Raw genomic sequence first — 26,916 nt, 5'->3', positions numbered from 1 at the left:
AATTTCTATCGCCTAGGCTATATATCCTATTTGTTTTTCTGACTTAATAAATTTTTATATTCTTCCTCCAAGTCTTCTCTTTCACTCTTTGGAATTTCCATAGCAAGTCGATTGCTTATCGCCGTTAATCTAAAATCTATAAGAAAATCTTTAGAACTTGTCTTTTTAGAAGATCTTGCTTTACTTTCTCTATACTGACTCAGATTTCCAATGAATCTATTAAGCTTTTTATTCTCAATCATCAACAATTCATCTGCTAAGTTATTTATAAATGAAATATCATGAGTAACAAAAAGTATTGGTCTATCATAGTATTTTAGCAATCCCTCAAGAGCTTCTATTGCCCTTATATCTAAAAAGTTTGTTGGCTCGTCCATAATTATAAAATTAAAGTCTGATGTTATTAGTTTAGCTAATTTTACCTTTGCTCTCTCTCCATCACTAAGAATATTTATATCTTTAAATACGTCATTTCTTTTAAAACCTAATCTTGCTAATATTATCCTTGTTATAGACTGATCATAAATTGAAGTTTCTAAAACATTTTCTAAGATAGAATTTAATGGATTTAATATTTCTCCTAATTGACTATAGTAACCAATTTTCAAGTTTGGATGAACCCACACTTCTTTATTTATAATCATATTTATAAGGGTAGTTTTGCCTGAACCATTAATACCTAATAAAGCTATCTTCCTATTATTTTCTATTTCCAATTTTGCATTATTAAAGATAACTTTATCTCCAAATCTTTTATTAAGTTTTTCCGACCTAATCAAAATTTTTGAATGGATTTTTCTATTTTCAGGCATTGAAAGCTCAATTGCTTTTTCTTCTTTAGGTCTTTCTTTAACTTCTAATTGATTAATTCTTGATTCTATAGCTTTTACTTGTTTATCAAGTTTTTTCTTATTTTCTTGACCACCCATTTTATGAAGTCTTGCTTCAGAATTCCCCATTCTTTTAGGTGTTGTTTTTACCCTTGAAGACTGTTTTTTTATATCACTTGCTACACTTAATAATCTATTCTTTTCAGAAATATAATTGAAATATTCTCTTTGTAGAAATTTTTGTCTTTTTATTCTCTCCTCAAGGTAGAACGTATAATTTCCATTATAAACTTCTAAACTTTTATTTGATAATTCAAAAATTTTATCACAAGTTTGATTAATAAAATCACGGTCGTGAGAAATAATTATAAATCCTTTGTTTCTATTTTTTAATTCTTTTACTAATTTTTCTTTCTGATCTATATCTAAGTGTGATGTTGGCTCATCTATTAAAAGAAAACTTTCCTCTTTTAATAAAACTTCATCTAATCTTAGCCTTTGATATTCACCAGGGCTGTAAGATTTTTGAATTTTTAAATCATTCTTTTCATTATTTAATAAAGAACTAATTTTCATCTTTACATCTACATAACCACTATATTCAGTATCTATTCCTAAAAGTATTCTAAATAGTGTTGTTTTGCCAACTCCATTATTTCCTATTAGTCCTATCTTTTCATCTTGATTTATGCTTAGATTTTCAATGAAAAACAATTCTCTTGTTCCAACTTCCTTTTTTAATTTGTCAATATATATCATAAATCCTCCTCTATTTTTTGAGAGGACTTAACCTCTCTAACTATTTAAAAGAAAATTTATAAATTACCATTGCTCTGTACCTCCTAGATATCTTAATTTTCTATAATATTATAGTGCCAACTTCTTCCATTTCCTAATCTTAGTTCTAAATGTTCCAAAGGGAGCTACTGTATTTACATGAAAAAACTTATATACTTCCCAAGTAGCAGTTTTGGTTGCTCCATCTGACCATTTTCTCATATGAGCTTTAAATATCTCTCTTCTTCATAATTAAATCTAACAATTCTCAGGCTTTATTAAGACTAACCATTTATATAATCTCTTAGTAATTCTCCATAACCATATCCCAATAATAGTTAGTAAAAATCCAACAATTACAGAAATAATTAGGTCTGGTAAAACTCCTAAACCAAAGCTAGGTTTAGTTAACCAATACAGGTCTATTCTAAATAATTTGAACACAAATTTCAAGATGCTTCCTACTATAACAAGTGGACCACTAATCATAAAAGCCCACCCAGTTATTCCTGTTATAGGAAATATAAATATCCAAATACATGCAGCTATGGTATACCACTTTAAACTTTTCATAATTACCTCCTTAAAAGTAATCAAATCGTGCGTATTATTATACCCAGTTTTTTCATTTTCTATTCTTAGTCTATTGGTTGCATAGTAGTATTATAGCAAAAATATTTCTATCTCCTATATATACCTTATTTCTAGTCTTCTAAAATCGATACTTCAAGGTCTATCTCTTTAAATTCTTTTGTCTTTGTTGCTTTTTCTAGTAGGATTTTTATTTCTTCATCTGTTAGTTCTTCTGCATTTTCTATAAGGCTTTATAAGATTGCTCCTCTTGTTATGAGCCTATGAGTTCTTTCTTTTCTTCTTTTTACTATATCTTGTTTTAATATCTTTTTTTCTTGATTTTTTAGTTGCCTTAATCTTTCTTCTGTATCGTCAATTTTATCTTTTATTTATTTTGATTCTTGTCTTAGTTGTTCTAATTTTTTCATATAAATCTCCTTTCTTGCAATAAAAAAAGAGACGATGAAGATATACTCTCCCCGTCTTTAGATTGTTCTCGACTTAAATATTAAATTTAAAATGAATGTTTGTATTCTCCTTTAAAACAATTACTAAAATCTCTGCTATTTATTATTCAATATATCCCTAATCGGTAAAACTATATTTTCAAATAAATCTTGTTTACTCTTTCGGCAGGCTGGGTGAAATGTCTTAACTATAATCGTATCATTATAAATTAAATAACTTAAATAGTCATAAACATAAGTCCAAGAATTAGTATCTAAATTAAGAATGTTTTTAATGAATATATCTCCTGTTCCTCCACAAATTATAAGGTCAGGTCTATATATTTCAACTTGATTTTTTATAAATTCTCTATCTTCTTTTGCAAACTTATCTATCTCAGAATCATTTGAGGTTGTCTTTCCAGGAGTCTTTTTTAAGTTTATAACAGAAATAGGAGCAAGATATTTTTTCCTATCATATTTATCTAAATCTTCGACCGTATCAAAATCTATATCGTCCCATTGCAATCCTGTGAATTGCATATTATATTTCCTAAATTAAATTGTGTGCCTCAATCATCTGTAAATTCAAATAAATCTTCTACACTAACATTAAATACTTTTGCAATATCCATGGCTAATTTTAATGATGGATTATATTTCCCATTTTCAAGATGTACAATAGTTTCTCTTCTGGCATTTACCATTTCAGCAAGTTCAGATTGCTTATATTTTGCCTTTTCTCGATATTCTTTCACTTTCGTTATAAATGCCATAATTATACCCCTTTAGAATCCATAATTAAAAATATAATCGTACGAAGTATTGTAATTGCAATTACGCTTCCGATAATAAGCCATCCCATCAACGCTGTTGAAATTGCGTTTACATGACCTAAAATTCCTCCTAAATACGCTATAATAACCATTAACACACAAAAAATTTTTAAGCATATTGAATCACATCTGTGTAGATTTTTTTCTGCAAATTCATCAAAGTATTCTTTCTTATATTTTTTTACTCTAAAATAATGCACTATCAGCATCAAAAATAGAATAAAACCCCAATAGCTTGAAAACTGTTGGTATTCAGGCTGATAGTCGTTTCTGCTCCACAACCAATAATATCCCGCAATTAAAATTGCAATAATAATTTTTGTTGCAACAACTTCTCGTATAGATACTTTGTTTTTCATGTCAAATTCTCCTTACGTATAATTTCAAGTGATATATTTCTAACTCGATGTTATAAATATATCACACAAAAAAACTTGATGTCAATGCTTAAGTTATAAATATTTCACTTTTGTTTTTTATTGGTCTAACTCGTTCTGTTTTACCTGTGATAGTCGTTTTTATTGTTCCTGTAACGGCTCTATGCAAGTCTTAACTTTTTCTGCCTGTTTAACTTCTTCTCATATCCCTAATATTTGATTGTAAAGGTTATTTTCTCTTTCTTCATAGTGACAAGTTACGATTTCCATTGGGATATATTTAAGATCTTGCTTTCTCCTAAGTATTCTTTCAGATATTTCTTAAAAATTTTAAATAAAATAAGTTATGCAGTATGCTCATTGTAAAAATCTTCCTGTTTATTTTTTTTAATTTTCGCTCATTATTTTTAGTGTTTCTTTAAATTCTTTTGTCTTTGTTGCTTCTTCTAGTAGGATTTTTATTTCTTCATCTGTTAGTTTTTCTGCATTTTCTATAAGGCTTTCTAAGATTGCTCCTCTTGTTATGAGCCTATGAGTTCTTTCTTTTCTTCTTTTTTCTATGTCTTGTTTTAATATCTTTTTTTCTTGATTTTTTAGTTGCCTTAATCTTTCTTCTGTATCGTCAATTTTATCTTTTATTTCTTTTGATTCTTGTCTTAGTTGTTCTAATTTTTTCATATAAATCTCCTTTCTTGTAATAAAAGTAGATAACATTTTCTGCTATCCCTTTCAAAGTTTCATTATTAAAATTTATAAAATACTCTTTCGATAATATCTGATATTTCCTTTTGTATAGATTCTATCTTTCTATCTATTCCTTTTTGTTGCATGATGTGATTTTGTATCTATGAAATAATTTTCTTCTATTCATTTTTACGATATTAGGATGAAATAATAAATATTTGCTAGTAAATTTTATTCAATATTATAGACTTGACTTGTTTTTTATTATTGTATATAATGATAATGATAATTACAATTAAAATTATTTGAAAGTGAGGAATAAAATGACAAAATTAAACACATATCTTGCAAATCTTGCAGTAATAAACATTAAAATCCATAATCTACATTGGAATATCGTAGGCTCTAAATTTGTATCTGTACATGAGTATCTTGAATCCGAATATGATAAGTCCGGTGAAAGACTTGATGAAGTTGCAGAACTCATCAGAATGTCTGGGGAATTTCCAGTTGCTAATATAAAAGAATATTTAGAAATTTCTACAATCAAAGAGATTGAAACTTCTAAAGAAATATCTATTAAAGAAGCATTAGAAATAGTCCTATCTGACATAAAACTTCAAAAAGAACTCGCTCTAGAGATTAGAAAGGAAGCAGATGAAGCTGATAATTTCCCTGTAGCTAATGTTATGGAAAATCATATAGAGGACTATAACAAACAAATTTGGTTTTTGGAATCAAGTCTTAAATAGGAAAAATTAACTATTGCAGAACTTTTATTACTGTGATCCTATAATTAGGGTCTGTAAATAATTTTGTGTATCAACCTAAATCCCGATAAAAGGGCGAAGGTTGATACATTTTTTTGTGTCAGTATTTAGCCATTCCTATAGGAATGGTTCTTGTCTTGTTTTTCAGATATGCTCACATTCATTAAATTGAAGTTTCTTTCGGTTATATTTCCCTCTAACCTATCTTCATATAACTGTTCATGGCTTCTATCTATTTCTGTTAATTGTTTTTTAAGCTACAGCCCCTCAAAACAAATAGCCAAGAAGTCGAATTGAACATTACAAGTTATGAACTTCTAGTTAAACCAAAACGGTCAGTAAATATGCCAAAATTAGGCTCACGAAAAAGAAGATTATAATTTTTGCAATCTGACTTTTCCCATTAAAACCAAAATTATCATAACCCTTAGCACCAACCGTTTCTGGGTAAACTTTAGTCGGCAATTTTAACTTGGTAAGCATGAGATAATCAAAAAAGATAATATCAAAAAGCTTATATCCTTCAAATAGTATTAAAAATCTAACAAGGGCTTGCTGAAAAGTTAAACTAAATTTTACTGTATCAACAATTTCCCAGCCTAGAACGGCTGCAATGGCTAGCAATCCAAGTATCATGATAAGTCCGCCGATTATATTGACCCAAATCGGTTTATCTGGCAACTTACTCATCATAACTTTGATATCATCAGGTGCGCCGAAATGCTTCGAGCCAAATTTCGGTATAATAAGTATAAAATTCACCATCATAATTGATGCTGTTAAGCAGATGATTGTTAACATACCAAGTGTTTTCATCAATTTAGTTTACCTCCTCTCTTGAAGTATAAACCATTTCGTAAATGGGAGCAATTTTTCTTAGTTGTGTCAACTAAATTCGTATAAATTTTCTTGCTAGTATTAGTGCTATACTTTTTTACAATTTATATAGTTATTTAAAATCTATAATCACAGATGTCTTATTGTCAATGTCATTATACGCATACAGGTCATGTATTAAGAAGTTTTGTAAATTCTCAAATAAATTACTCACAAAACTTTGGATTCCAATCTAAAAGATATTTACAAAATCATTGACAAGATATAAAAACACCCTATATAAAGATTACAATTCTAAAATTGTAAGTAAGCTATCACAAATTATACATTATTTCAATAAAATTTTAGAAACCCTTATTAAGATTTTCTTTGATCCCTTGTAAATCAAGTGTAAAGAACTATAAGAATTTAAATCTCTTTTTCAAATTCATCTTCAAAACTAATAATATCATTAGGAGTGCAAGATAGAGCCTTACATATTCTTTCTAAATTCTTAAATGTAATTGGTTTATCCTTGCCCATTTGTGCCATAACATTTGTTGTTAGTCCCGCCATAGCTATTACATCTGTTTTCTTTAATCCTTTTTTTGCTAACTGTATCCATAATGGTTTATAGTTAAGTGCCATAATATCCCTCTTTTTCTCTTCATTAGATTTATTTAATTATAGTATAAATATTGATTTCATTCAATCTTACATTGATTTAGTGATTTGTTTTAGAGAATTTGTTGTGTTATTCCGTCCTTATTTTGCCATAAATTGCTTAATACCTTGAGATTTAGCACCAGGGTTATCATTACCATAACCTTCCATTAAGTTAATAACTCCCCATGCTCCTAAACCTGCACCAATTGCAGTTACAAGTGTCTTTAAAACTCCAACTCCAGCTGTAAAAAATTCCATATTATTCCTCCTCGTTTTCTTTCTTATTTTCTATTTTGTTTAGTGATTTAACTATAAAATTCTTGTAGACCTTATCTCCTTTTTTATTTTCTTTGAAATATCCAAAGACATGGATTAGATCTCCTTTTTCAAATTCTTTTACAATTTCTACCTTTTCTCCATATACTGAGCAATTTGTATATTCTTTGCTCTTTCCATATTTTTTAACAAGTGCAAAATTTGCTACTTGAACATTTTCTCCATCTTTTTCAAATTCTGAAAATTTAGCTTCCTTAACTAAATTTGCATTTATATTTATCATTTCTCTATCCATTAATTTCTTATCCTTACCATTTTAACCTCCTAATTTTGAGTATAAAAAAAGGCGATAGAGTTTTAATTTCTATCGCCTAATACCTTTGCTATGATACTTTTAAATCTTTTTTGACCAATATATTTTTAATATTTTAGAAAATATTATTTGTACAATTGCAACTATCATTAACGCTAAAAAGGCTTCATAACTTATATATGCTACAATTAAAGAAACAATTACAATAACCATTGAAAATATAGGTATTATATTTGCTCCTGACTTCATCTTTATTAACATCACTCTTTCATCTGTTTCTTTAATATACATCTTTTCCAATATATCTCTATTCCTATATGCTTTAATAAACATTGACATATAGAATACACATGCTAATTCAATTCCAATAAAAAATCCTACTACATAATCTGTCATATCTTCTTTTAATGGAAATTTATATTTTAAATAAAAATTGCCAATAACAACTGCGAGTAATGCAAGTATACATAATAAGAATAAAATATTAATTCTAAATCCTATTTCTTTTTTATATTTTTCTAATTTGTTCATCCTAATCATCCTCCTCTATACTAAATATTTCTTCAATACTCATATCAAAAAACTTAGCAATTTTAAAAGCCAACGGTAGTGACGCTATATATTTTCCAGTTTCAATGGAAGTTATGGTCTGTCTTGTTACTCCAACTTCATTTGCCAATTCTTCTTGAGTTATTTTATTATGTTTTCTTAATTGAGAAATTATATTTTTCATTTTTCTCCTCCAATAGCAAGCTCGCTTTACATATGTAGTATAGTCTGCTTTACTTTTTTCGTCAAGCATACTTTGCTTTTTAAAATAATTTCTTAAACTAAAAAAACGATAGATTTTTACTTTCTATCGTTTATTGCTATATTCAATCATATAATTAGTTTTTTATATTCTTATTTTTAACTCCTTAGATTTTGAAGTTAATATAAAAGTGAAAAAGTCTATTAGCAAACTCAATACTAATCTTACTGGCAATAAAATTATTCTAATTATCCTTCTCATAAATACATATAAAAATGAAACTGGGATTCATAACAAACCCCAGTTTTATAATTAGCGTGTTCTTTAATATAATTTTGATCCTGCTGGAATATTATTATCCAACATTATTAAGTTTAGTTTTTCTTCTCCATCGTACTCACAAATTGCAGATATAATCATACCTTCTGAGTCGATTCCCATCATCTTACGTGGAGGAAGATTGCAAATCGCAAGCAGGGTCTTTCCAATTAAGACTTCTGCACTATAATATTCCTTTATACCAGATAAAATAACTCTTTCTTTGTCAGAACCATCATCTAATGTAAATTTCAAAAGTTTTTTCGATTTTGGAACTTCTTCGCAGTTTAAAACTTTTACAACTCTAAGATCTGATTTTGAGAAAGTTTCAAAGTCTACCAAGTCCTCAAATAGAGGTTCGACCTTTACTTTTGAAAAGTCGATTTTTTCTGTAGTGAGTTTGTCGTAAGTTTCTTGTGATGAATCCCCATTTTCTGCCTTTTCTTGGCCTATTGGCTTCATTGTTGGGAAAATCCTCTCTACCTTAGATAATTGTCTAAATCTCTATAAAAGTCTATTTTATGGTACTTCTCCATTTACGACAATTTGCTAACTCTCTATAAGTGCCTATAGATTTCTAGCAAATTGTCGTAAATTTGTCGTAAGCTGTCGTAAATTCTAAAATATAAATTTCATCGCTTTTTCAAATTCTCCCATCTGTTCTATCTTAAAATCTTCTGTTGCATCTACATATATATCCATTGTTGTACTAATATCAGAATGACCTAGAATAGACTGCATTGCTTTTGTATTTATATTTTGTTCATTAAGCCTTGTAGTAAAGGTGTGTCTGAAAATGTGATTGCTTAAATGTGGAACTAATAGAATATCATTAGAGTTCGATTTATTTTTATCCATTATACTTAAATTGCAATCTCTAACAATTCTTCTTAAAGCTTTATTAAGTGTTCCATTATTGTGAACCTTTCCGAATCTGTTTAAAAATACAAAGTCTTTTAATCCATCAATTGAATCACAACATTCGATTCCAAAAGTCTTTTGTAACTCTCTTTCCATAAGAAAAGCATCTTTTACTTTTTGAACCATAGGAATACTTCGCTTACCTGATGCTGTCTTCGGTGTATTAATAGCATATCTATTGTTTAATCCTTTACCTTTACTATAATATACCAAAGTCCTATTTACATTTATAAGACCATTATCAAAATCTAGATCGTCCCATTGCAATCCTGTAACTTCTCCAACTCTCATTCCTGTCCAAAGCATAACAATGAATATTGGATACCATTTTTTATATTCGTCACTATTAGATAAATATTCTTCAAATAGCACCTGTTCTTCTATTGTCATGGCTTTTTTCTTCGGAGATTCATTTCGATAAGCTACTTTCAATTCCTTCAAAGCATTGTCAGATGGATTAAACCTTATATATTCGTCATCCACTGCTAATTCTAAAACCTGATGTAAGACAGTATGGACACAATCTATGGTAGAAACCATCAATCCCTGATCTTCCTTTAATCTGTTATAAAAACTTCTAACATCAGATCTTTTAATATCAGATAGTTTAATGCGACCAAAAGTCGGTTCTACAAATTGTTGATACATATAGATGTAATTTTTAAAGGTATTATCCTTTAAACCTCTTTTAACCTTTGTCCATAGCTTAAAAGCATCATTTACAGACAAGCTACTTCCTTCGTTGTTGATTCCATCTATAGTATTGCGTAAAATATCTAATTCCTTTTCTCTTAATTCTTTTAGAGTTTTCGCATAGATAGATTTTCTACGACCTATTTTGTCTTGCCACTTAAATTCATAAGTGCCATTTGACCTTTGATATTCACCGTCTTTTAAAACAACCCCTTTACTATCTTTGCGTCTTTTTACCATAAAAATTCTCCTTTTTTGATAAAAGACACGCTATAATTATTATACCGCATTAAGCGTGTTTTATATATAGTTTTAGATTAAATAGAGAACTGTCTATTTAAATATTCTTCCATTAATTTTTTCTTAATAAGACGCTTACTTCCATTAAATAATACAAAATCGCAATCATTTTCATCCGTTAATTGTCTAACTTTATCTTGACCAATATTAAAATATTCAGATGCTTCTTTTAATGTTAGAAATGCTTTCTCAGAAACACGTACACCTTTTATATTTTCGTTAATCATAAATCCTCCAAATAATATATTTAAAATATTTATTTTAATATTTTTAAAGTTTTTTGACATTGACAAGTGCCTTGGATTAGCAACATAGGAATCTCACCTCCGCCTCTGTTCAGGATGAGCCGGCTTCAACCTTAGAAGTATCATTATCCTCATTTTCTTCATAGCGAATAGGGTATCCCTCCCTATATTCAAACTCTTACTTATCGCTCCCTTTCTTCTTCCCTTGCTTTAAGCTTAGCAGTACTTGTTTTGCCGAATTATTCAGCAGAAAGATCTTGGCGGATAGGTTATCACGCTCCAAAAATGATTAATGTCTTGTCTTGGTCTATTTAATTGTTATGGTTCAAATATTGTTTAAATTTCTTTTAAAATAGAAAGAGGACAAAACTCCCCTCACTTTATAAAGGAAAATTTGCCCTCTTTGGTAACCAGAAACTATATTTCTTCTATAAATTTCTTTAGTTTTTCTAAAATCTTATCTCGCCTTTTTATTAAAGCAGGATGTGATATATTTTGAGTCTTTGCTACTGCACGAAGTGTTTCATCATTGAAATATAATCTTTCAATTATTTCTCGTTCATCCTTATTTAACTTTGACATTGCATTTCTCAGTGCTTCAATCATCATTTGTGTAGCTACAACTTTTTCAACATCAACATTTTTATCTTCTAGATTATCTACAAAATTCCCATCGTGATTTAGAGACGAAAAAAAGAGCAAGTGGTTTTTCTTGTCCACCTGCTCTAAATACTTTTCGTGTTCTTTTTCTTGCCAGTAGACTTTGTATATCTGCTCACTTACTTTGATTTTTTGCCCACCGACATAAAGGTAATATTCTTTTGTCATTTATGTTTCCTCCATTCTTTTTTTGTCTTTATGTTTTCAGACAAAAAAAGGAGGACTCCTGCTTTTGGGCATGGTTAGTCCTCTAGAATGAAAGAAACTCTTTCTAATAGTAATTTTATTTAATTTTTAACTGAGTTATCTAACTTGTAAACAGCGTAAACCAAAGAAAAAAGGTAAATTTACTTTAATTATATTTTTTTGCATATTTTACCTCCATTCTTTTAAATCAATCCACTCATTATTCATTACTTGAATTTTTCAAACCAATTTTATCCATCCTATTTAATTCCCCAAACATCATTACTACACCAGCTATTATCATAATTAAATCTACAAGGGGTTCAGCAAACCATACTGCTTTTACTCCAAATATCATTGGCAAAACAATCATGGCAGGTACGAACAAAAATAACTGTCTTAGCATTACTATTATGCCAGCTTTTTTAGCATTTCCTATTGATTGAAAGAATGTTATAGTCATTACCATTACTCCATATAGAATAAAGATAGAATAAAATAGTCTAAAGTTTCCTATTCCCTGAGTTATAATACTTTCTTCTACTCCAAATAAAGACAGAATATTCTTTGAAAATGCTAATGCTGGTATCCAAAATATTGATGCAAGAATTAATCCTCCGATAGAAAATACTTTCATAGCTTCTTTTACTCTGTCGTATTTTTTCGCTCCAAAATTTGTACCAACTACAGGTTGTAAACCTTGACTCATTCCCCAAAGTGGAATGAATGAAAAGGCATATATTCTAAGTGTTGCTGCCATCAAGATAGCATTTGTATCTCCGCCATATTTAAATGACATTTTATATAGCATTGTTTGTTGAATCATAAATAAAATTTGCATCATCATAGCAGATGACCCTACGCCAAACATTTCTTTTTTTATTTCCTGATCAGGTTTGATTTTATTTATTTTTACTGCTTTACTTTTATATTTGAAGTAATGGAGTGTTATTATCGCTTGAACGAATTGTGCTGTAATAGTTGCAAGTGCAGCCCCTTCTATTGCGTATTTTCCCATTAATTTCATTAGAATTGGATCAAGAATTATGTTTAAAAAAGCCCCTAGCCCCATAATTAGCATTGCTTTTTTCATTAATCCTTCTCCACGCATAACCATGTTTGCTGATTGAGTAAAGTTTACAAATAAAGAACCAATAAAAATTACTCGTAAATATCTGATACCATATTCTTTAATTTCTCCACTTGCTCCAACCATATCTAAAAAATGTGGTGCAAGTAAAATTCCGCCTATTGTAATAATTGATGAGAATAGAATAACCCAAAAGATTAAATTCCCCATAATTTTATCAACTGTTTTTTGGTCGCCCTTTCCTATAGCTCTTGATAAAACCGATGCTGAACCTACACCTATGAGTGTAGATACTCCACTATTAAAAAAGGTAAGTGGCATAGCTACACCACAAGCTGTCATTGCAGTTTGTCCTATAATATTTCCTGCAAAAATTCCATCCATTAGTGGATAAAGACCTATTACTATCATTCCTATTACAGCAGGGATAGATAATTGAAAAAGTAGGTCTATAGGTCTTTTGCTTAATAATTGTTCTTTCATATCTTGTTTCATAAAATCATCCTCCTTTTTTCATATTCTTAAAATCCAAACCACTTGTAGGTTCGTCAAAAATTAAGATTGATCTATTACTCAAATTTAAATCTTCCACTTTTCAGATTGTTTTCTGATTTCAATAAAATCCTTATATATTCCATGTTTAGATGCAAGTTCACTATGTGTTCCTACTTGTTTTATAACACCATCTTTTAAAACAACTATCTGATCTGCATTTTTTACAGTAGAAAGCTTGTGTGCAATTACAATAACGGTTTTGCCTTTTAATAAGTTTTTCAAAGCAATCAATAATTCTTTTTCATTTTCTGGATCTACGCTTGAAGTTGCCTCATCAAGAACTACAAACCTACTCGGTTTTAACATGGCTCTTGCAATAGAAATTCGTTGACGCTCACCACCCGATAGATTTGAACCCCCTTCTTGCAAAACAGTTTCATAAGCTTGTGGCAATTTCATAATAAAATCATGGCACTGAGCTTTTTTGGCAATATCTATCATTTCTTCATCTGTTGCATTTGGATTACCAAACTTAATATTGTTTTTTATGGTATCATCAAAAAGATACACGTCTTGAAAAACAAAGCTAAAATTTGAAAGCAATTCATCATACTTGTACTGTTTAATATTTAGATTTCCAACTTTTACTTCGCCAGAATTTACATCCCAAAACCTCGCCATTAAATTGCAAAGTGTTGTTTTACCACTTCCTGAAAATCCAACAAGAGCAGTAGTTTTTCCATCTGGAACAAGCATACTTAGATTATTGAAAAGATTTTCTTTTCCATAAGAAAATGAAATATTGTTCATTGATATTTCTGCTTTATCTACTTCTGTCATTTCACCTTCTTCAATTACAGGCAAATTTCTTAAATTTATAACAGTATTAAGATTTCGTACAGCAACACCCTTAATACTCTGCATACTTCCTGCTAATTCAAATCCAGAAAAAACAACAAAACTCATAACAATTAATATAATAGCTTTAGTAACTTCAATATCCCCTGATAAATATCTTATTATAGAACTAAAAATTATCACACAAATACCAAGTTTAAATACTAACAAGAATAAAAACTGTGTTGGAACTAAAATTTTTTCTACAGCAAGGAAGCCTTTGCGACTTTTTGTAATACTTTCGTTTAGTTCCTTGACTGTATTTTTATCTTTTCCAAATGCTTTAGTTATTCCTATCCCATTTACATACTCAAGCATTTTTTCACTTAAATCCAATTTAAGTCCTAACAATCTCTCTGTTAGTTGATCTGTGCTTTTTTGTGTGAATAAGTTTACTAAGGTTCCAACAATCAAAGTCAACAATATAATTATAGCTGTTGCAAAATCATAAGGTAGTATGAAAATAACCATAATTAGTGTCTGTATTGTACCTACAAGCATTTGCTCAATAATAAAAACTCCTATTGTTTCAAGTTCACCTATAACAGTTGACAATGCTCCTGCTATATTCCCTAAAGAATTTGTGCTGAAATATCCCATGTTTACATTTTTTAAACGATCACCAATATATAATCTATTTTCTGCTCCTAAATTGTACGAAGCAATGTATTTGTTTTTATCAGCCAGATATCCAAATATAATTTTTCCCACCACACTTATAGCTGCAATAATAAAAACAATATACACATCTTTCATTAAAATGCTTTGGTTCGTGAATATATTTTCACAAATTTTGGTCAAACATAATAGAATTGCACCTAAAGAAACTCCTTCAAATACTCCCTTAAATACATCAAAAATAAGCATTTTTGTTATTTTATTTGAATATGACCCTGACACCTCATATAAAGTTTTTATCAATTCTCTCACTTTATATCACCTCGATTTCTTTAGATTCTGTATATACATCCCACATTTTTTTGTATCTCCCATTTAACTCTAGTAATTGTTTATGAGTGCCTTCTTCAATTACTTCTCCATTATCCACCACAATTATTTTATTTGCATTTACAATTGTAGATAACCTGTGAGCTACCATAATCACTGTTTTATCTTTAATTAACTTATCAATAGACTGTTGAATAACTGATTCATTGTCAGGATCAGAATATGCTGTTGCTTCATCAAGTAGTACAATAGGACTATTCTTTAAAAAACACCTAGCTATTGCAATTCTTTGCTTTTCTCCTCCAGAAAGATTTGCTCCTCCCTTTCCTACAATAGTTTCATATCCATTTGGTAGGCTCTTTATAAAATTATAGCAACTCGCTTTTTCACAAGCCTCTTTAATTTCATCCATACTCGCATCTTCCTTCGCCATCTTTAAATTTTCTAATATTGTTTTATTAAAAAGAAAGTTTTCTTGCGACACATAGCTAACAAGCTCCATATTCTGTTTTAAAGGCAATTCGTTCAAATTTGTTTTTCCAATTAAAATTTCTCCATTAGAAACATTCCAAAATCCTGCGATTAGTTTTGTAATAGTAGACTTTCCACTACCTGAATTTCCAACGATTGCAGTTAACTCATTTTCATTTGCTTTAAACGAAATATTATTTAATACATTCTTTGACTCTTCATATGCAAATGTAACATCTTTAAACTCTACATCATAAGATTTTATATCTCTTACTTCTTCTCCTCTTTTTAAGTTAGGAATTTCCATTATTTTTTTTATTTCTTCAAATACAACTTTTATATTTGCTATTGTTTCCATATGACTCATAGCTTTTATTAATGGTTTATATGAAGCATATGATAGCAATATACACATGATAAGAGTCCCTACTTCAACACTACCCTTCATAAAGAAATACAAGGAAGCTGGTAAAACGAATACCATAGTTGACGGGATAGTTTCCATAGTTGCTGTCATTGAAAAACAAACACTCAAATACCAATCAAGCATTGCGTTCTTATTCTCTTCAACAGTCTTTCTAAATTTCCCAAATGATGATGCTGATTTATTAAATGCTTTTATAACTTTAATACCATTTACATATTCAACCATTGTCGTATTCATAGCTTTAGCTGCTTCTTGGTATCTTTTAGATTTTTCTTCATAACCTCGCATCATTAACATTGAGAACAATAATCCCAATGGAATTGTAAGTAAATTTGCAATTCCTATTCTCCAGTCCATTATAAAAATTGTTATGATCAATACTATAGGAATGAATATATTAGCAATAACTTCTGGAATCACATGAGCAATCGGTTTTTCCATTTTATCAAGTGTTTCCACCATAAATTGAGACCACTGTCCGCTGCTCTTTCTTTCAACTTCTCCCATAGAAATTTTACTTAATTTGTCAGCTAATAACTTTCTTTTATCTTCAATAATCCTGTAGGCAAGATTATGAGAAATAATAGTAGATATTTCATGAAATAATATACTTGCCAAAAATCCCAGAAATACAGCAAAAATATATGGATAATAATTATTTAAATTTGTATTTTTTGCAACCAAGTTATTAATAATGGCTGCTACAGAAAAATAAGGTATTACACCAAATCCTACTCCTATTATCGCAATGAATACAGCTGCGAAAATCTTGCTTTTATGTCCCTTTAAGATATCCATCTTTTACCTTCTTTCATAAAATCTTTTTATTCTGCCATCGCAAATTTCCAATAATTTATTACATGTACTATCAATCAATTCATTATCATGCGTAACAATAAATATAATTTTATTATTTGAAAATTCTTTAATGACTTTGCTTATTTCGAGCATATTTGTATAATCAAGTCCACTCGTTGGTTCGTCCAAAATAATAATTTCTCTATTCATTAACATCCCCAATGCTACAGAAAGTCTCTGCATTTGACCTCCTGATAAGCACATAGGATGACGATTATCTAATTTTTTAAGATCTAATTTTTCTAGAATATTATCTATTTGCTTTTCATCTATTTTAGAATCAAATAAACTAAATTCATCTCTTACAGATTCCGAAAAAAACTGATGAATTACATCTTGCATAACCATATAACAAAGTTTTCTTCGTTTTTTATATTTTATGGGACTTCCTTTATAGCTTATTTTTCCTTCGTTTTCTTTCAACAGTCCACACAAAATTCTCATTAATGTTGTTTTTCCTTGACCATTTTTACCTGTTATTGCAATAATATCTCCCTTGTTTCCGGAAATATTTATCTTATCTAAAATTTTTTGTTTCTTATTTTCATATTCTAAATTTGAAACTACAAAGTCATCAGATTCACAAAATGTGACAGGATTTGCAAAATCATCATTTTTCTTTCTTACAAAAGTTCTAAGTCCTAGTTTCTTTCGTGAGTCATCACTAATTGAAGAAAATTCCACATTTGAAAAAACATATTTTATTTTTCCGTCTTGTAAATAAATAGCTCTATCAATTAAATCCATTAAATAATAGAGTCTATGTTCAGAAATAATAATTGTCTTACCCTGAGCTTTAAGATTTATAAGCATCTCTCTTATTCTTTCAATGCCATACTCATCAATATTTGCAGAAGGTTCATCAAACACATATACATCTGGATTGGTAGCATAAATAGATGCAATAGCAAGTAATTGCTTTTCTCCACCTGACATCATAAAAACATTTCTGTTTTTTAATCTTTCAATTCCCAAATCACGTACTACTTGAAAAACTTGTCTTTTTATTTTATCAGGGTTTTCACCTAAATTTTCTAATCCAAATGTTAGTTCACTATCTGAATCTAAATTAAAAAACTGTGTTTTTGGGTTTTGAAAAATTGTTCCCACTTTTTCAGAAATTTCATATATCTTCATTTGTTTTGTGTTTATCCCATTTATAAAAATATTTCCTAATAAATTTCCCTCTAAAAAATGAGGAATCAATCCATTGATTAATTTTGTTATAGTTGTTTTCCCAGAACCAGATTTTCCGCATAATAAGATAACTTCTCCTTGATTAATCTTTATTGAAATTTTCTTTAACTGATCTTCTAAGCTTCTCTTATAGGAATATGAAGCTTCATTTATATTAATCATGTTTCGTACCTCTTATAAAAATAACTTGAACTTTAAATTAAAGAACATCAGAATGCATAATAGAATAATTATTAGATCCCAAATGTTAAATCCTGCATCATCCATAAAGGTCTTTCTTGCAGGATTTTCTATCCCTCTTACTGTAATAGCCTGAGCTAATTCATCTGCGGTATTAGAAGCTGTAACTATTAATGATATTAGTCCTAATTGTATCTTTTTAAATCCAGTCACGCCTCTTATTTTTATTGCATCTGAGATTAATATTTTTTCTTCTCTTAAAGATGGAAAATATCTGATGCCTATTGCTAGAGAAATAATTAGGCTTTTTGGAAAATGCATCATTTTTAAGGCATACATAATATTTCGTATAGGATTAGTTTTTACAAGAATTTGACCAACTAAAAAAATCGGTATTAACTTAGGAGCATGAATCACCAATAATCCAAAATGTGCTGATATGACATCTGGTAGAATCGGCAAAACAAAATATTTCAATCCCTGTAATAATACAAACATAGATAATGCCTTTAAAGATATTTTAACAAGTCCCATAAATAACGCTATAATAGCAACAATTAAAAGAATAAAAAAATCTAATTTTAAGCTATTATTTGCAAAGCTAATAATACTAACTGAAATCAAAAAATGATTTCAGTTAGTGGATTTAGCTTTATAATGCCTCTTACAATACCCTCCATTTACATAATTCCAGCTTTCTCAAAACGTTTTTTGAACATTGCTTTACCTATATATGCACCAATGACTCCTCCAATAAATGCAGTAATGATCATACCGATAAGTGTTGGAATTGAAATTAAAGTTTGTAATTTATTTACATATTCTGGACTCATTCCCATTTTAATAATAGATTTCATATAAGATTCTTGGAACAACCACATAGGCAATGGTGAGCCAATCAACCCAATGCAAATTAATCCTGAAGATACTATTACGCTTTTTTGACTTTTATATCCCAAAATTTTTCTAGTAATTTCTGCCAAAACTCCTGCAATAACGCAAGTTATGACAATTGTAAAAGTGCATTCTCCTATAGCAAAATATATAATCCCTGTAATTGCTATCAAAAGTAAAGCCGTTCCTGGTTTTGGCACCTTAGAGACCAACAACATGTAAATAAAATTACATATTATGCCTGTCATTGCCGGCCATAATAACCAAAGTATCGGTGAAAGTATTGGAATAATCATTACCGCCATGGATAGTGCCATATAAATCACTGAAAAAATGCCGATGTTAACTAAATCTTTTGTTTTTAATTTTGTTTCATTCATTTGAATACCTCCTTTTAAATTTTTATATTTATTTACCAGTTGCAATATGATTGATTCAAAATAATCTTTACTGGTAAATTTTTTTTATTTTTGTTTACTTTCCATAAAACGCAGAAAATCGGGATTAACCCGATTTCAAAATTTATTATTTTTAATTTTATATTATGTTTTCATTTAATAATCCTCCTCCAACCAAAATTCATTGCTGCCTCCATCATATCGATAAAATTTAAGGCTTCATTATATGGATACCTATGTGTGATTACCTCAAATAAAGGCGTACATGCCATTGTATAAAGAACATGAAGTTCATCATCATTCAAATCATTTACTTCAATTTTTTTTTCTTTAAGAACCTCAATTAATTTCTTAGCACCCTGCACTTCAAGATTCACTAAATCATGACGAATTGATTCAAATTCCGTACCCTGAGAACAGTTAAACAGAAGATTAACTATAGGATCGTTTTGGTAAATAAATTCCAATAATTCCCTATTACTATCATCAGATTTTTCTCCAAAAGCTTGTAAACCATTTACTTTAATTTCTTCAATCGCTTGATTTGTCAATTCTTTACTTCTTCTGTATAAGTGATTAAGTATAGGACTTACAAGTACCTTAAAAATATCTTCTTTAGATTTAAAATGCTTATATATTGCACCAGGTGTAATTCCTGCATTTTTAGCAATAGTGCGAATAGAAGCCTCTTCGAATCCATGCTCTGTAAACTCGCTTTTTGCACTTTTTAATATTTTCTTTATTGTAACATCTTTGTCTCTCAGTAAGTTTCACCTCCCAAATTAAGATAACACCGTTTACTTTATTTTAGCATAAAGAAACTAATGAAGTCAATAATCGCTATCAAATATATTTTTTTATGATAACATTTTATTTAATTCTCTATAAATTATCTTGTTAGGTCTGCTACTAATCTCCTTTCTAGATCAACCATACAATCATGACACACATTGTCTAAAACAACTATTTTAGATTTATACAACTTATCTGATTCCATTACTGATTAGCAGAATAAACAATTGTCATTTTTAGAATATATTGTTAATATTGAAATATTCCTTGAAATCTATTCTATGTTGTTTATTAGCTTCGATAAGTGCGGTATAATTAATAGAACTGAATAAACGCTTAACGCTTATAACTTTAATAGCAAGCACAGTAAGTGAGTACCCACTTACGAAAAATTGATGAAGCAGAACCTTTATGGACTGCTTCTTTTTTTATCAATTTTACCTTGTTAGGGAGAACCCTAAGACCCCAATATTTTATGATAAGGAGATATACTATGGATAATAGAAAAAGAAATAATCAACTAAAAATATATTTAACAGATGAAGAAAAAGAAATCTTTGAAAAGAAAATGAAACTTGCAAACTGCAAAACTATGTCCCACTTTCTTAGGAAATGTGTGTTAGAAAAAGAGATTTATGTTGTAGATTTAGAACCATTTAGAAACCTACAATGGCTACTTTCGAATGCAACAAATAATATAAACCAGATTGCAAAAGCTACTAATACAACTGGTGTTATTTACAAAAATGAAATTGAATCAATGAATAAACAGATAGAAAAATTATCAAAAGAAATATGGCAGATCCATTCCCTACTTCTTAATAAATCAGAAGAAAGTTCTGGTGATTAGTATGGCAATTACGAAAATACATCCTATAAAATCAACTCTAAATTTGGCAATAGACTATATAACTAAGAGTGAAAAAACTGATGAAAAAATCTTGGTATCTTCATTCAAATGTCATCCATCTACTGCCCATATTCAATTTATGAAAACACGAGAAGACAATGATACTAAAGGTACAGTTTTGGCTAGACATTTAATTCAATCTTTTCTACCAGGAGAGGTTGATCCTATAAAAGCTAATGAAATTGGAATGGAATTATGTAAGAAAATTTTAAAAGAAGATTATGAATTTGTTCTTGCAACTCATATAGATAGAGGGCATATCCATAACCATATTATTTTTAATAATGTTAATTATAAGACTGGTAAATGCTACCAATCTAACAAAAAAACTTACCATAAAATCAGGTATCAAAGTGATGAATTGTGTAAAGAAAATAAGCTTTCAGTCATTGATAAATATTATGAAGCTTACAAGAGAAAATATAAAACTTCTGGTAAATCCTGGTATGAATATGACCAAAACAAGAAAGGAAATTCTTGGAAGTCTAAACTGCAATTTGATATAGATAGAATGATTAATAAGTCTAACTCGTGGAAAGAGTTTTTAGAAAATATGAAATCTCTTGATTATGAAATTAAGTTTGGTAAACATATTGCTTTTCGTCATAAAGATAAGCAAAGATTTACAAGAGCAAAGACTATCGGAGAAGATTATACTGAAGAAAAGATCAAAGAAAGAATAGATTTAGCTATAATAAATAAAGCTAATCCTATTAAAAAACGAGTAGGAAATGTTATTGATATATCTACTAATGAAAAAGCACAATCCTCTAAAGGTTACGAAGTCTGGGCAAGAAAACACAATATCAAAACAATGGCAGATTCAATAATTAAATTAAGAGAACAAGGCATTAATTCCATTACCCAGCTCGATGATCTGATCAAAAAATCTGCTGATGATAGACAAGACTTATTAGATAAAATAAAAAAATTTGAAACTGAGATGAAGAGTTTATCCAAAGATATGGAAAATATTTATACTATAAATAAGTATCGTGAAATATATAAATACCACAAGAAAAATCCTGAAGATAAGCAATTTGAAGAGGAGTATTATAGCGAACTTTCCGTCTATAAAATAGCCGCTAAAGAAATCTTAGAAAATTATAATAAGCTACCAAATACAAAAGAAATACTATCCAAGCTCGATACACTGCAAGAAAAAAAGAACACCCTTATGCAAGAGTATTCTTTGAATAAAGAGCAATTTTCTGACCTTGTTCAGTATAGGAAAAACTATGAAAACTATTATGGGAAGGAAGTGGAGAGGTAACTACTTCCTATCCTAATATCTTCTTTGAATTAGCTTGAATTTGAATTATAACATCCTCTAAGTTACTTTTTTTATTTTTGCTATTTGAGTAATAGTATCTTCTAAGATTTTATAATCATATCTTTTTTTTACTTTCTTTTGTAAAAGGAGCATCTGTTTCTAAAACAATCCTATCTATAGGTACACTGTGAATTAAATCAGCACCTTTTTTTGTTGTTGTCATATCTAAATTGACAGATATATATGTTTTGATTTTTCATCATACCATCTAGTAGTCTTTTGAGTGTTCTTCAAATAAAACTTCTTTTTTCTTATTCAGTTTTTCTATTCGAATAATTTACCTCCCATATAACAGGCAAGAAAATAAACACTTATTTTCAACTTCATACACAATTCTTGCTTACCATATTTCTTGGGACAGATAAGATAATTTTAAGTAAACAAAAAAGACCTACTAAAGATTTCCTTTAATAGGTCTGAAATATAAAAATAACTATTAACTTGTGATTAGGGATATGAAATAATTAATCGTTCCATTTTCAATCAATATATAAAATCCTAGCCCAATAAACACGACTGGAACAATTATTTTTTTATACTTTTCTACAATCTCTCCGATAGCAGAAATTGAGGCGAGATTTTGAGATAATTTGCATAGAATCAAAATTCCTAACGCAAATATTACTAAACTTATACTAATCTCAATCAAACTCTTTCCTGTAAAATAGGGAATATAAATTCCTAAATTATCTCCACCCATTGCCACTGTTAAACTTGTAAATGCTAAGATTTTTGATCCATCTCCGGTAATTTTTCCCTCGATGTCTTCTTCATCAATATCTTCATCCACAAAAATTGCTCTTATACCAAGACCTAGTGGAATTAGACCAAGGAGTCCGATAATCCAATCTTGTGGAATAAAATTTAAAAAGTAAGCGGCAATAAGACTAACCAGTACAAGCAGTCCTGTACCTAAATACTGTCCTGCATAAATTGATTTCAAACCTTTCTTTCCTTGACTGGCGAATAAAATAGTCAAAACAACTAAGTAGTCAATTGATGTAGAGACAAAAACTAATAAAGCGGATACTATTGTTTCCATTATTTCTCCTTTCAAAATGTTTAATTTTTATAACCAATCAAAAATTGACTGCAAACACATTGTGCCTTGGCAGTTGCCAAAGGAGACAATTGAAGAAATAACTTCACAATTTTCCCACCTTTTCTTTTAAGTATTATTTATAAGTCTAATTAAATTATAAAATTTTGTCAAGTATGATAATAGATATCCACTCAAACTACGAAGATTGTATATACATAAGATTAGATCGAACAAAAATTATTTATCTAATATTGAATCATCTCATTCACTATTTTTAATGCTGCTTAGCCTTTTAATAAAAAAATTAATAATATGATTATTTAGTTCAAAATTCATAAACTTATTGATTTCAAGCTTTACAGAGCCTCTAACCCTCTATTCCCTTGTCATCAATACTAGAGCCTCAGCCGTAGCTTTCATCAATTGAAGCTCGTTATTCACTCGCTTCTCTTTGGGAAAGCCTGGCATGCCCACAGGGCACACGTGAGGCCTATTCAGTTTTTCTCCAAGAGCGTAGCAATTGGCTAAGAAAGACTAATGCCTTTGGTACCTCTGCTTCGCATCGATTAGCTTTGCTAATCGCGCGATAGCAGGGTTAGGGCTTCAACATGTTTCGAGTTGCCTTGATAGCTATCAAAACTGCGTTCTCAACCCCCTATGGTTAAGGGGAACATATCCACACTCGTAGTTGGAAACATATCCAACATTGGCTCTCGTTTGTGGCAAGATATCAACGGTTTTGTCTGTTCGTGAGAACATATCAACTCAAATCATTTCATGGTTAATCCCTTATCAATGGCTTCCTGAATAATCTTATGACAACATACCCCCAAAGGATTGTTTTCCTTACAAAGCGAATTTTTCATTGCTCCAGTTATGGCATTTACTTCTTTAACGGTTTTCGCACCATGCTTTACAACTGCTTCAATTACCTGGTCTTCTGTGACTTTGCTGCAATAACAAGCATACTTAGGATCTGCATCTTTCTTAAACCAAATAGGAACCCTAACTTGGTCTTTTAAGAATTTTATTTCTTTATCTAAGTTATAGTAAATAACGTCGCAGTCCTCATTCATGCATATCTTATATTGATCTCCATCAACGGCATTACGATAATCATCTGTCACCAAGTGTTCAACGGTTATCCTATTAACTGTTACTCCTTCATTATTACAGACAGGGCAACTCGCCTTTGTTCCATTTAAATTTTGTGTTATACATTCACAGCAACATTCATCAATAACTTTCAATTAAATAACCTCCATATCTTTAAAACCATTTAATTCAAGGTAAATCCCAACCAATTTTCATTTATAGTTTTTAAATTAAAAAATACCCCTTGATTGTATCGTCAATTATCGATATCATTCAAGGGGTGAATAGGAAAAATAGTTTATAGATTCTTTACATTCAAAGCTCTAAAAGCATTTAATACTGCAATGATAGTTACACCTACATCTGCAAATATAGCTGCCCACATAGTAGCTATTCCAAAAGCACTCAAAATAAGAACAATTATTTTTATTACAATTGCAAATACTATGTTTTGATGTGCAATTTTTAGTGTTTTTTTAGAAATCTTCATTGCAGTAGCAATTTTCGATGGCTCATCAGTCATAATTACAACATCAGCAGCTTCAATGGCCGCATCAGAACCTAAACCACCCATTGCTATTCCAATGTCTGCACGAGTTAATACAGGTGCATCATTGATTCCGTCACCAACAAAAGCAAGTTTACCTTTTTTAGATTTTTGCGAAAATAATTCTTCTAGTTTTTCAACTTTGTCTGCTGGCAACAGTTCTGCATAAACCTTATCAAGACCAAGCTCTTTAGCAACTTTTGAACCAATACTTTTATTATCACCTGTCAACATAACTGTTTGTTTAATATTAGCTGCCTTAAGTTCCTTGATTGCTTGTGCTGAATCTTCCTTTACCTCATCGGCAATTACAATGTAACCTATATATTTATTATTAACAGCAACATGTACAACAGTACCGATCAGCTCTCCCTTGAAATAAGGGATATCCATCATTTTCATAAGTTTGATATTTCCTGCCATAACCTTTTTGCCATCTACTGTTGCAATAACACCATGACCTGATATCTCTTCTACATCTGAAATACGTCCATTGTCTATTTCTTTGCTATATGCACGTTTCAGTGAAAGTGAAATCGGATGATTGGAATAGCTTTCCGCATGTGCAGTTAATTCTAGTAGCTCTTCTTTGGAAACTCCTTCTGGATGAATTTCCTGTACATTAAATACACCTTTCGTTAGTGTTCCAGTTTTATCAAAAACAACAATTTCAGTTTCTGCTAATGCCTCTAAATAATTACTACCCTTGACTAAAACACCTTTTTTTGAGGCTCCACCTATTCCACCGAAGAAACTCAAAGGAATTGAAATAACTAAAGCACACGGACAGGATACCACAAGGAATGCTAGTGCTCTATATATCCAATCACTAAAAGTCGCCCCGTCTATAACAAGAGGCGGTATAATAGCTAGAAAAACTGCAATTATAACCACAACCGGTGTATAATATCTCGCAAACTTCGTAATAAATTGTTCTGAATTGGATTTTTTACTACTTGCATTTTCAACTAAATCAAGAATTTTACTTACAGTAGATTCTCCAAATTCCTTGGTAACCTCTGCTGTAATAACCCCATTAATGTTGATGGACCCACTTAGGATATCACTTCCAACTTCTACTTCACGAGGAACAGATTCTCCTGTTAGTGCCGATGTATCAATCATTGAACTTCCCTCAATTACCTTGCCATCAAGAGGAATTTTTTCTCCTGCTTTAATTACAATAATATCTCCAATTTGTACTTCATCTGGGTCAACTTTGACAAGTTCATCACCTTTTTTAACATTTGCATAATCTGGTCGAATATCCATAAGGCTTGCAATTGACTTTCTCGACTTGCCAACTGCATAGCTTTGAAACAGTTCTCCAACTTGATAAAACAGCATAACTGCAACACCTTCAGGATACTCACCAATAAAAAATGCACCAATTGTTGCAATACTCATTAAAAAGTTTTCATCGAAAACTTGACCTTTAAAAATATTTTTTACAGCTCTTTTTACAACATCTCCACCTACAATAATGTAACTTATTATAAAGAGAGCAATCTGTAACCATTCGTTATTTAAATTAAGCAATACTGCTGTAGCTAACACGGCTGCACCAATAATTATTCGCCATAGTCGTTTTTTCATACTAAATCGCCTCCTTTAAGCCTTTTTCATAGTTGTATCGGGTTCGATTTTTTTAACTATTTTTTCGGACTCTGCTATTATTGTTGGCATTTTTTCATCCTCACCATCAATAACGAGTTTTGTGGTCATAAAGTTAACAGTAGCTTCTTTCACTCCATCAAGCTCATTAATAGCCTTTTCCATTTTTGCCGCGCAATTTGCACAATCTAAACCTTCAAGTATAAATTTCTTTTTCATTATTAAATCCTCCTAAATATTATTTGTAATTTTATTTTGAATACTACAAGTCTTTTTCAAATTTTCTTGAA

General features: G+C 29.7%; 28 protein-coding genes and 5 pseudogenes. 3 read left to right on the top strand and 30 right to left on the bottom strand.

Features of this window, described 5'->3' with window-relative positions:
• Positions 1–26: 26 nt before the first annotated feature.
• The 8 genes and pseudogenes from LV469_00385 to LV469_00350 form a co-directional block, all read right to left on the bottom strand.
• Positions 27–1,589 carry an ATP-binding cassette domain-containing protein gene (locus LV469_00385; protein UHR02796.1) on the bottom strand — a complete coding sequence of 521 codons (1,563 nt, stop codon included), beginning with the start codon at positions 1,587–1,589 and terminating at the stop codon, positions 27–29.
• 108 nt (positions 1,590–1,697) lie between these two features.
• Positions 1,698–1,847: pseudogene (locus LV469_00380) on the bottom strand (ClbS/DfsB family four-helix bundle protein).
• A gap of 18 nt (positions 1,848–1,865) precedes the next feature.
• On the bottom strand, positions 1,866–2,180 hold the full coding sequence (locus tag LV469_00375) for a hypothetical protein (protein ID UHR02795.1): 315 nt from the start codon (positions 2,178–2,180) through the stop codon (positions 1,866–1,868).
• Between the two features lie 131 nt (positions 2,181–2,311).
• A pseudogene (locus LV469_00370) lies at positions 2,312–2,569 on the bottom strand (DUF3847 domain-containing protein).
• A 174-nt stretch (positions 2,570–2,743) separates the two neighbouring features.
• Entirely contained in the window at positions 2,744–3,169 is a 426-nt protein-coding gene (locus tag LV469_00365; GenBank protein ID UHR02794.1) for a hypothetical protein, read from the bottom strand.
• Between the two features lie 29 nt (positions 3,170–3,198).
• Positions 3,199–3,402, bottom strand: coding sequence for a helix-turn-helix transcriptional regulator (locus tag LV469_00360; GenBank protein UHR02793.1), 204 nt, complete (start codon positions 3,400–3,402; stop codon positions 3,199–3,201).
• A gap of 2 nt (positions 3,403–3,404) precedes the next feature.
• Complete coding sequence (locus tag LV469_00355) at positions 3,405–3,821, bottom strand: hypothetical protein (GenBank protein UHR02792.1); 417 nt, start codon at positions 3,819–3,821, stop codon at positions 3,405–3,407.
• A gap of 405 nt (positions 3,822–4,226) precedes the next feature.
• Entirely contained in the window at positions 4,227–4,517 is a 291-nt protein-coding gene (locus LV469_00350) for a DUF3847 domain-containing protein (GenBank protein UHR02791.1), read from the bottom strand.
• Between the two features lie 329 nt (positions 4,518–4,846).
• Between LV469_00350 and LV469_00345 the strand changes: the two genes are divergently transcribed.
• Positions 4,847–5,275: a DNA starvation/stationary phase protection protein gene (locus LV469_00345; GenBank protein ID UHR02790.1), complete on the top strand. Its 429-nt coding sequence runs from the start codon at positions 4,847–4,849 to the stop codon at positions 5,273–5,275.
• Between the two features lie 339 nt (positions 5,276–5,614).
• Here LV469_00345 and LV469_00340 read toward each other — a convergent pair whose 3' ends face one another.
• The 18 genes and pseudogenes from LV469_00340 to LV469_00255 form a co-directional block, all read right to left on the bottom strand.
• Positions 5,615–6,109: a hypothetical protein gene (locus tag LV469_00340; GenBank protein ID UHR02789.1), complete on the bottom strand. Its 495-nt coding sequence runs from the start codon at positions 6,107–6,109 to the stop codon at positions 5,615–5,617.
• A gap of 429 nt (positions 6,110–6,538) precedes the next feature.
• Positions 6,539–6,757, bottom strand: coding sequence for a helix-turn-helix domain-containing protein (locus tag LV469_00335; protein UHR02788.1), 219 nt, complete (start codon positions 6,755–6,757; stop codon positions 6,539–6,541).
• Between the two features lie 123 nt (positions 6,758–6,880).
• Positions 6,881–7,033, bottom strand: a pseudogene (locus LV469_00330) (Maff2 family protein).
• Position 7,034: 1 nt separating this feature from the next.
• A complete protein-coding gene (locus tag LV469_00325; GenBank protein UHR02787.1) occupies positions 7,035–7,346 on the bottom strand; it encodes a single-stranded DNA-binding protein in 312 nt (103 codons plus the stop codon).
• A 99-nt stretch (positions 7,347–7,445) separates the two neighbouring features.
• Positions 7,446–7,895, bottom strand: a complete 450-nt coding sequence (locus LV469_00320) for a hypothetical protein (protein UHR02786.1) — start codon at positions 7,893–7,895, stop codon at positions 7,446–7,448.
• 1 nt (position 7,896) lies between these two features.
• The gene (locus LV469_00315; GenBank protein ID UHR02785.1) at positions 7,897–8,097 is read right to left on the bottom strand and encodes a helix-turn-helix transcriptional regulator; all 201 of its coding nucleotides are present in this window, start codon (positions 8,095–8,097) and stop codon (positions 7,897–7,899) included.
• A gap of 342 nt (positions 8,098–8,439) precedes the next feature.
• A complete protein-coding gene (gene metG / locus LV469_00310; protein ID UHR02784.1) occupies positions 8,440–8,895 on the bottom strand; it encodes a methionine--tRNA ligase subunit beta in 456 nt (151 codons plus the stop codon).
• Positions 8,896–9,051: 156 nt separating this feature from the next.
• The gene (locus LV469_00305; GenBank protein ID UHR02783.1) at positions 9,052–10,287 is read right to left on the bottom strand and encodes a site-specific integrase; all 1,236 of its coding nucleotides are present in this window, start codon (positions 10,285–10,287) and stop codon (positions 9,052–9,054) included.
• 77 nt (positions 10,288–10,364) lie between these two features.
• The gene (locus LV469_00300) at positions 10,365–10,574 is read right to left on the bottom strand and encodes an excisionase family DNA-binding protein (protein UHR02782.1); all 210 of its coding nucleotides are present in this window, start codon (positions 10,572–10,574) and stop codon (positions 10,365–10,367) included.
• Between the two features lie 435 nt (positions 10,575–11,009).
• A complete protein-coding gene (locus tag LV469_00295) occupies positions 11,010–11,420 on the bottom strand; it encodes a sigma-70 family RNA polymerase sigma factor (GenBank protein UHR02781.1) in 411 nt (136 codons plus the stop codon).
• Positions 11,421–11,658: 238 nt separating this feature from the next.
• Positions 11,659–13,023, bottom strand: a complete 1,365-nt coding sequence (locus LV469_00290) for an MATE family efflux transporter (protein ID UHR02780.1) — start codon at positions 13,021–13,023, stop codon at positions 11,659–11,661.
• 84 nt (positions 13,024–13,107) lie between these two features.
• Positions 13,108–14,850 carry an ABC transporter ATP-binding protein/permease gene (locus LV469_00285; GenBank protein ID UHR02779.1) on the bottom strand — a complete coding sequence of 581 codons (1,743 nt, stop codon included), beginning with the start codon at positions 14,848–14,850 and terminating at the stop codon, positions 13,108–13,110.
• A gap of 1 nt (position 14,851) precedes the next feature.
• Entirely contained in the window at positions 14,852–16,564 is a 1,713-nt protein-coding gene (locus LV469_00280; protein ID UHR02778.1) for an ABC transporter ATP-binding protein/permease, read from the bottom strand.
• A gap of 3 nt (positions 16,565–16,567) precedes the next feature.
• Positions 16,568–17,983: an ABC transporter ATP-binding protein gene (locus LV469_00275; protein UHR02777.1), complete on the bottom strand. Its 1,416-nt coding sequence runs from the start codon at positions 17,981–17,983 to the stop codon at positions 16,568–16,570.
• 12 nt (positions 17,984–17,995) lie between these two features.
• A pseudogene (locus tag LV469_00270) lies at positions 17,996–18,681 on the bottom strand (energy-coupling factor transporter transmembrane protein EcfT).
• Positions 18,682–19,275, bottom strand: coding sequence for an MptD family putative ECF transporter S component (locus tag LV469_00265; GenBank protein ID UHR02776.1), 594 nt, complete (start codon positions 19,273–19,275; stop codon positions 18,682–18,684).
• Positions 19,276–19,445: 170 nt separating this feature from the next.
• On the bottom strand, positions 19,446–19,844 hold the full coding sequence (locus LV469_00260) for a hypothetical protein (protein ID UHR02775.1): 399 nt from the start codon (positions 19,842–19,844) through the stop codon (positions 19,446–19,448).
• Positions 19,845–19,952: 108 nt separating this feature from the next.
• Positions 19,953–19,973 (bottom strand): annotated as a pseudogene (locus LV469_00255) (hypothetical protein).
• Positions 19,974–20,578: 605 nt separating this feature from the next.
• Here LV469_00255 and LV469_00250 point away from each other — a divergent pair.
• Together LV469_00250 and LV469_00245 are read left to right on the top strand one after the other, a co-directional pair.
• Positions 20,579–20,935 (top strand): MobC family plasmid mobilization relaxosome protein, encoded by a 357-nt coding sequence (locus tag LV469_00250; GenBank protein ID UHR02774.1) that lies wholly within the window; start codon positions 20,579–20,581, stop codon positions 20,933–20,935.
• A 1-nt stretch (position 20,936) separates the two neighbouring features.
• Complete coding sequence (locus LV469_00245; protein UHR02773.1) at positions 20,937–22,268, top strand: relaxase/mobilization nuclease domain-containing protein; 1,332 nt, start codon at positions 20,937–20,939, stop codon at positions 22,266–22,268.
• Between the two features lie 496 nt (positions 22,269–22,764).
• Here LV469_00245 and LV469_00240 read toward each other — a convergent pair whose 3' ends face one another.
• The 4 genes from LV469_00240 to LV469_00225 form a co-directional block, all read right to left on the bottom strand.
• Positions 22,765–23,370, bottom strand: coding sequence for a CadD family cadmium resistance transporter (locus tag LV469_00240; protein UHR02772.1), 606 nt, complete (start codon positions 23,368–23,370; stop codon positions 22,765–22,767).
• Positions 23,371–24,140: 770 nt separating this feature from the next.
• The gene (locus LV469_00235; protein UHR02771.1) at positions 24,141–24,620 is read right to left on the bottom strand and encodes a (2Fe-2S)-binding protein; all 480 of its coding nucleotides are present in this window, start codon (positions 24,618–24,620) and stop codon (positions 24,141–24,143) included.
• Between the two features lie 143 nt (positions 24,621–24,763).
• A complete protein-coding gene (gene cadA, locus LV469_00230) occupies positions 24,764–26,608 on the bottom strand; it encodes a cadmium-translocating P-type ATPase (protein UHR02770.1) in 1,845 nt (614 codons plus the stop codon).
• Between the two features lie 15 nt (positions 26,609–26,623).
• Entirely contained in the window at positions 26,624–26,845 is a 222-nt protein-coding gene (locus tag LV469_00225; protein ID UHR02769.1) for a cation transporter, read from the bottom strand.
• Positions 26,846–26,916 lie beyond the last annotated feature (71 nt).

This window comes from Peptoniphilus sp. GNH, from assembly GCA_021307325.1.
Classification (GTDB): domain Bacteria; phylum Bacillota; class Clostridia; order Tissierellales; family Peptoniphilaceae; genus KA00134.
This window is presented reverse-complemented; position numbering and strand designations above follow the sequence as displayed.

Excerpts from the sequence above, each read along its gene's own strand:
- LV469_00275 (UHR02777.1), bottom strand. The coding sequence starts at position 17,983 with ATGATTAATATAAATGAAGCTTCATATTCCTATAAGAGAAGCTTAGAA.
- LV469_00345 (UHR02790.1), top strand. The coding sequence starts at position 4,847 with ATGACAAAATTAAACACATATCTTGCAAATCTTGCAGTAATAAACATT.
- LV469_00245 (UHR02773.1), top strand. The coding sequence starts at position 20,937 with ATGGCAATTACGAAAATACATCCTATAAAATCAACTCTAAATTTGGCA.
- LV469_00305 (UHR02783.1), bottom strand. The coding sequence starts at position 10,287 with ATGGTAAAAAGACGCAAAGATAGTAAAGGGGTTGTTTTAAAAGACGGT.
- LV469_00335 (UHR02788.1), bottom strand. The coding sequence starts at position 6,757 with ATGGCACTTAACTATAAACCATTATGGATACAGTTAGCAAAAAAAGGA.
- LV469_00265 (UHR02776.1), bottom strand. The coding sequence starts at position 19,275 with ATGAATGAAACAAAATTAAAAACAAAAGATTTAGTTAACATCGGCATT.
- LV469_00290 (UHR02780.1), bottom strand. The coding sequence starts at position 13,023 with ATGAAACAAGATATGAAAGAACAATTATTAAGCAAAAGACCTATAGAC.
- LV469_00325 (UHR02787.1), bottom strand. The coding sequence starts at position 7,346 with ATGGATAGAGAAATGATAAATATAAATGCAAATTTAGTTAAGGAAGCT.
- LV469_00300 (UHR02782.1), bottom strand. The coding sequence starts at position 10,574 with ATGATTAACGAAAATATAAAAGGTGTACGTGTTTCTGAGAAAGCATTT.
- LV469_00355 (UHR02792.1), bottom strand. The coding sequence starts at position 3,821 with ATGAAAAACAAAGTATCTATACGAGAAGTTGTTGCAACAAAAATTATT.
- LV469_00365 (UHR02794.1), bottom strand. The coding sequence starts at position 3,169 with ATGCAATTCACAGGATTGCAATGGGACGATATAGATTTTGATACGGTC.
- LV469_00280 (UHR02778.1), bottom strand. The coding sequence starts at position 16,564 with ATGGATATCTTAAAGGGACATAAAAGCAAGATTTTCGCAGCTGTATTC.
- LV469_00350 (UHR02791.1), bottom strand. The coding sequence starts at position 4,517 with ATGAAAAAATTAGAACAACTAAGACAAGAATCAAAAGAAATAAAAGAT.
- LV469_00375 (UHR02795.1), bottom strand. The coding sequence starts at position 2,180 with ATGAAAAGTTTAAAGTGGTATACCATAGCTGCATGTATTTGGATATTT.
- LV469_00250 (UHR02774.1), top strand. The coding sequence starts at position 20,579 with ATGGATAATAGAAAAAGAAATAATCAACTAAAAATATATTTAACAGAT.
- LV469_00240 (UHR02772.1), bottom strand. The coding sequence starts at position 23,370 with ATGGAAACAATAGTATCCGCTTTATTAGTTTTTGTCTCTACATCAATT.
- LV469_00385 (UHR02796.1), bottom strand. The coding sequence starts at position 1,589 with ATGATATATATTGACAAATTAAAAAAGGAAGTTGGAACAAGAGAATTG.
- LV469_00295 (UHR02781.1), bottom strand. The coding sequence starts at position 11,420 with ATGACAAAAGAATATTACCTTTATGTCGGTGGGCAAAAAATCAAAGTA.
- LV469_00315 (UHR02785.1), bottom strand. The coding sequence starts at position 8,097 with ATGAAAAATATAATTTCTCAATTAAGAAAACATAATAAAATAACTCAA.
- LV469_00225 (UHR02769.1), bottom strand. The coding sequence starts at position 26,845 with ATGAAAAAGAAATTTATACTTGAAGGTTTAGATTGTGCAAATTGCGCG.
- cadA (UHR02770.1), bottom strand. The coding sequence starts at position 26,608 with ATGAAAAAACGACTATGGCGAATAATTATTGGTGCAGCCGTGTTAGCT.
- LV469_00340 (UHR02789.1), bottom strand. The coding sequence starts at position 6,109 with ATGAAAACACTTGGTATGTTAACAATCATCTGCTTAACAGCATCAATT.
- LV469_00320 (UHR02786.1), bottom strand. The coding sequence starts at position 7,895 with ATGAACAAATTAGAAAAATATAAAAAAGAAATAGGATTTAGAATTAAT.
- LV469_00360 (UHR02793.1), bottom strand. The coding sequence starts at position 3,402 with ATGGCATTTATAACGAAAGTGAAAGAATATCGAGAAAAGGCAAAATAT.
- metG (UHR02784.1), bottom strand. The coding sequence starts at position 8,895 with ATGAAGCCAATAGGCCAAGAAAAGGCAGAAAATGGGGATTCATCACAA.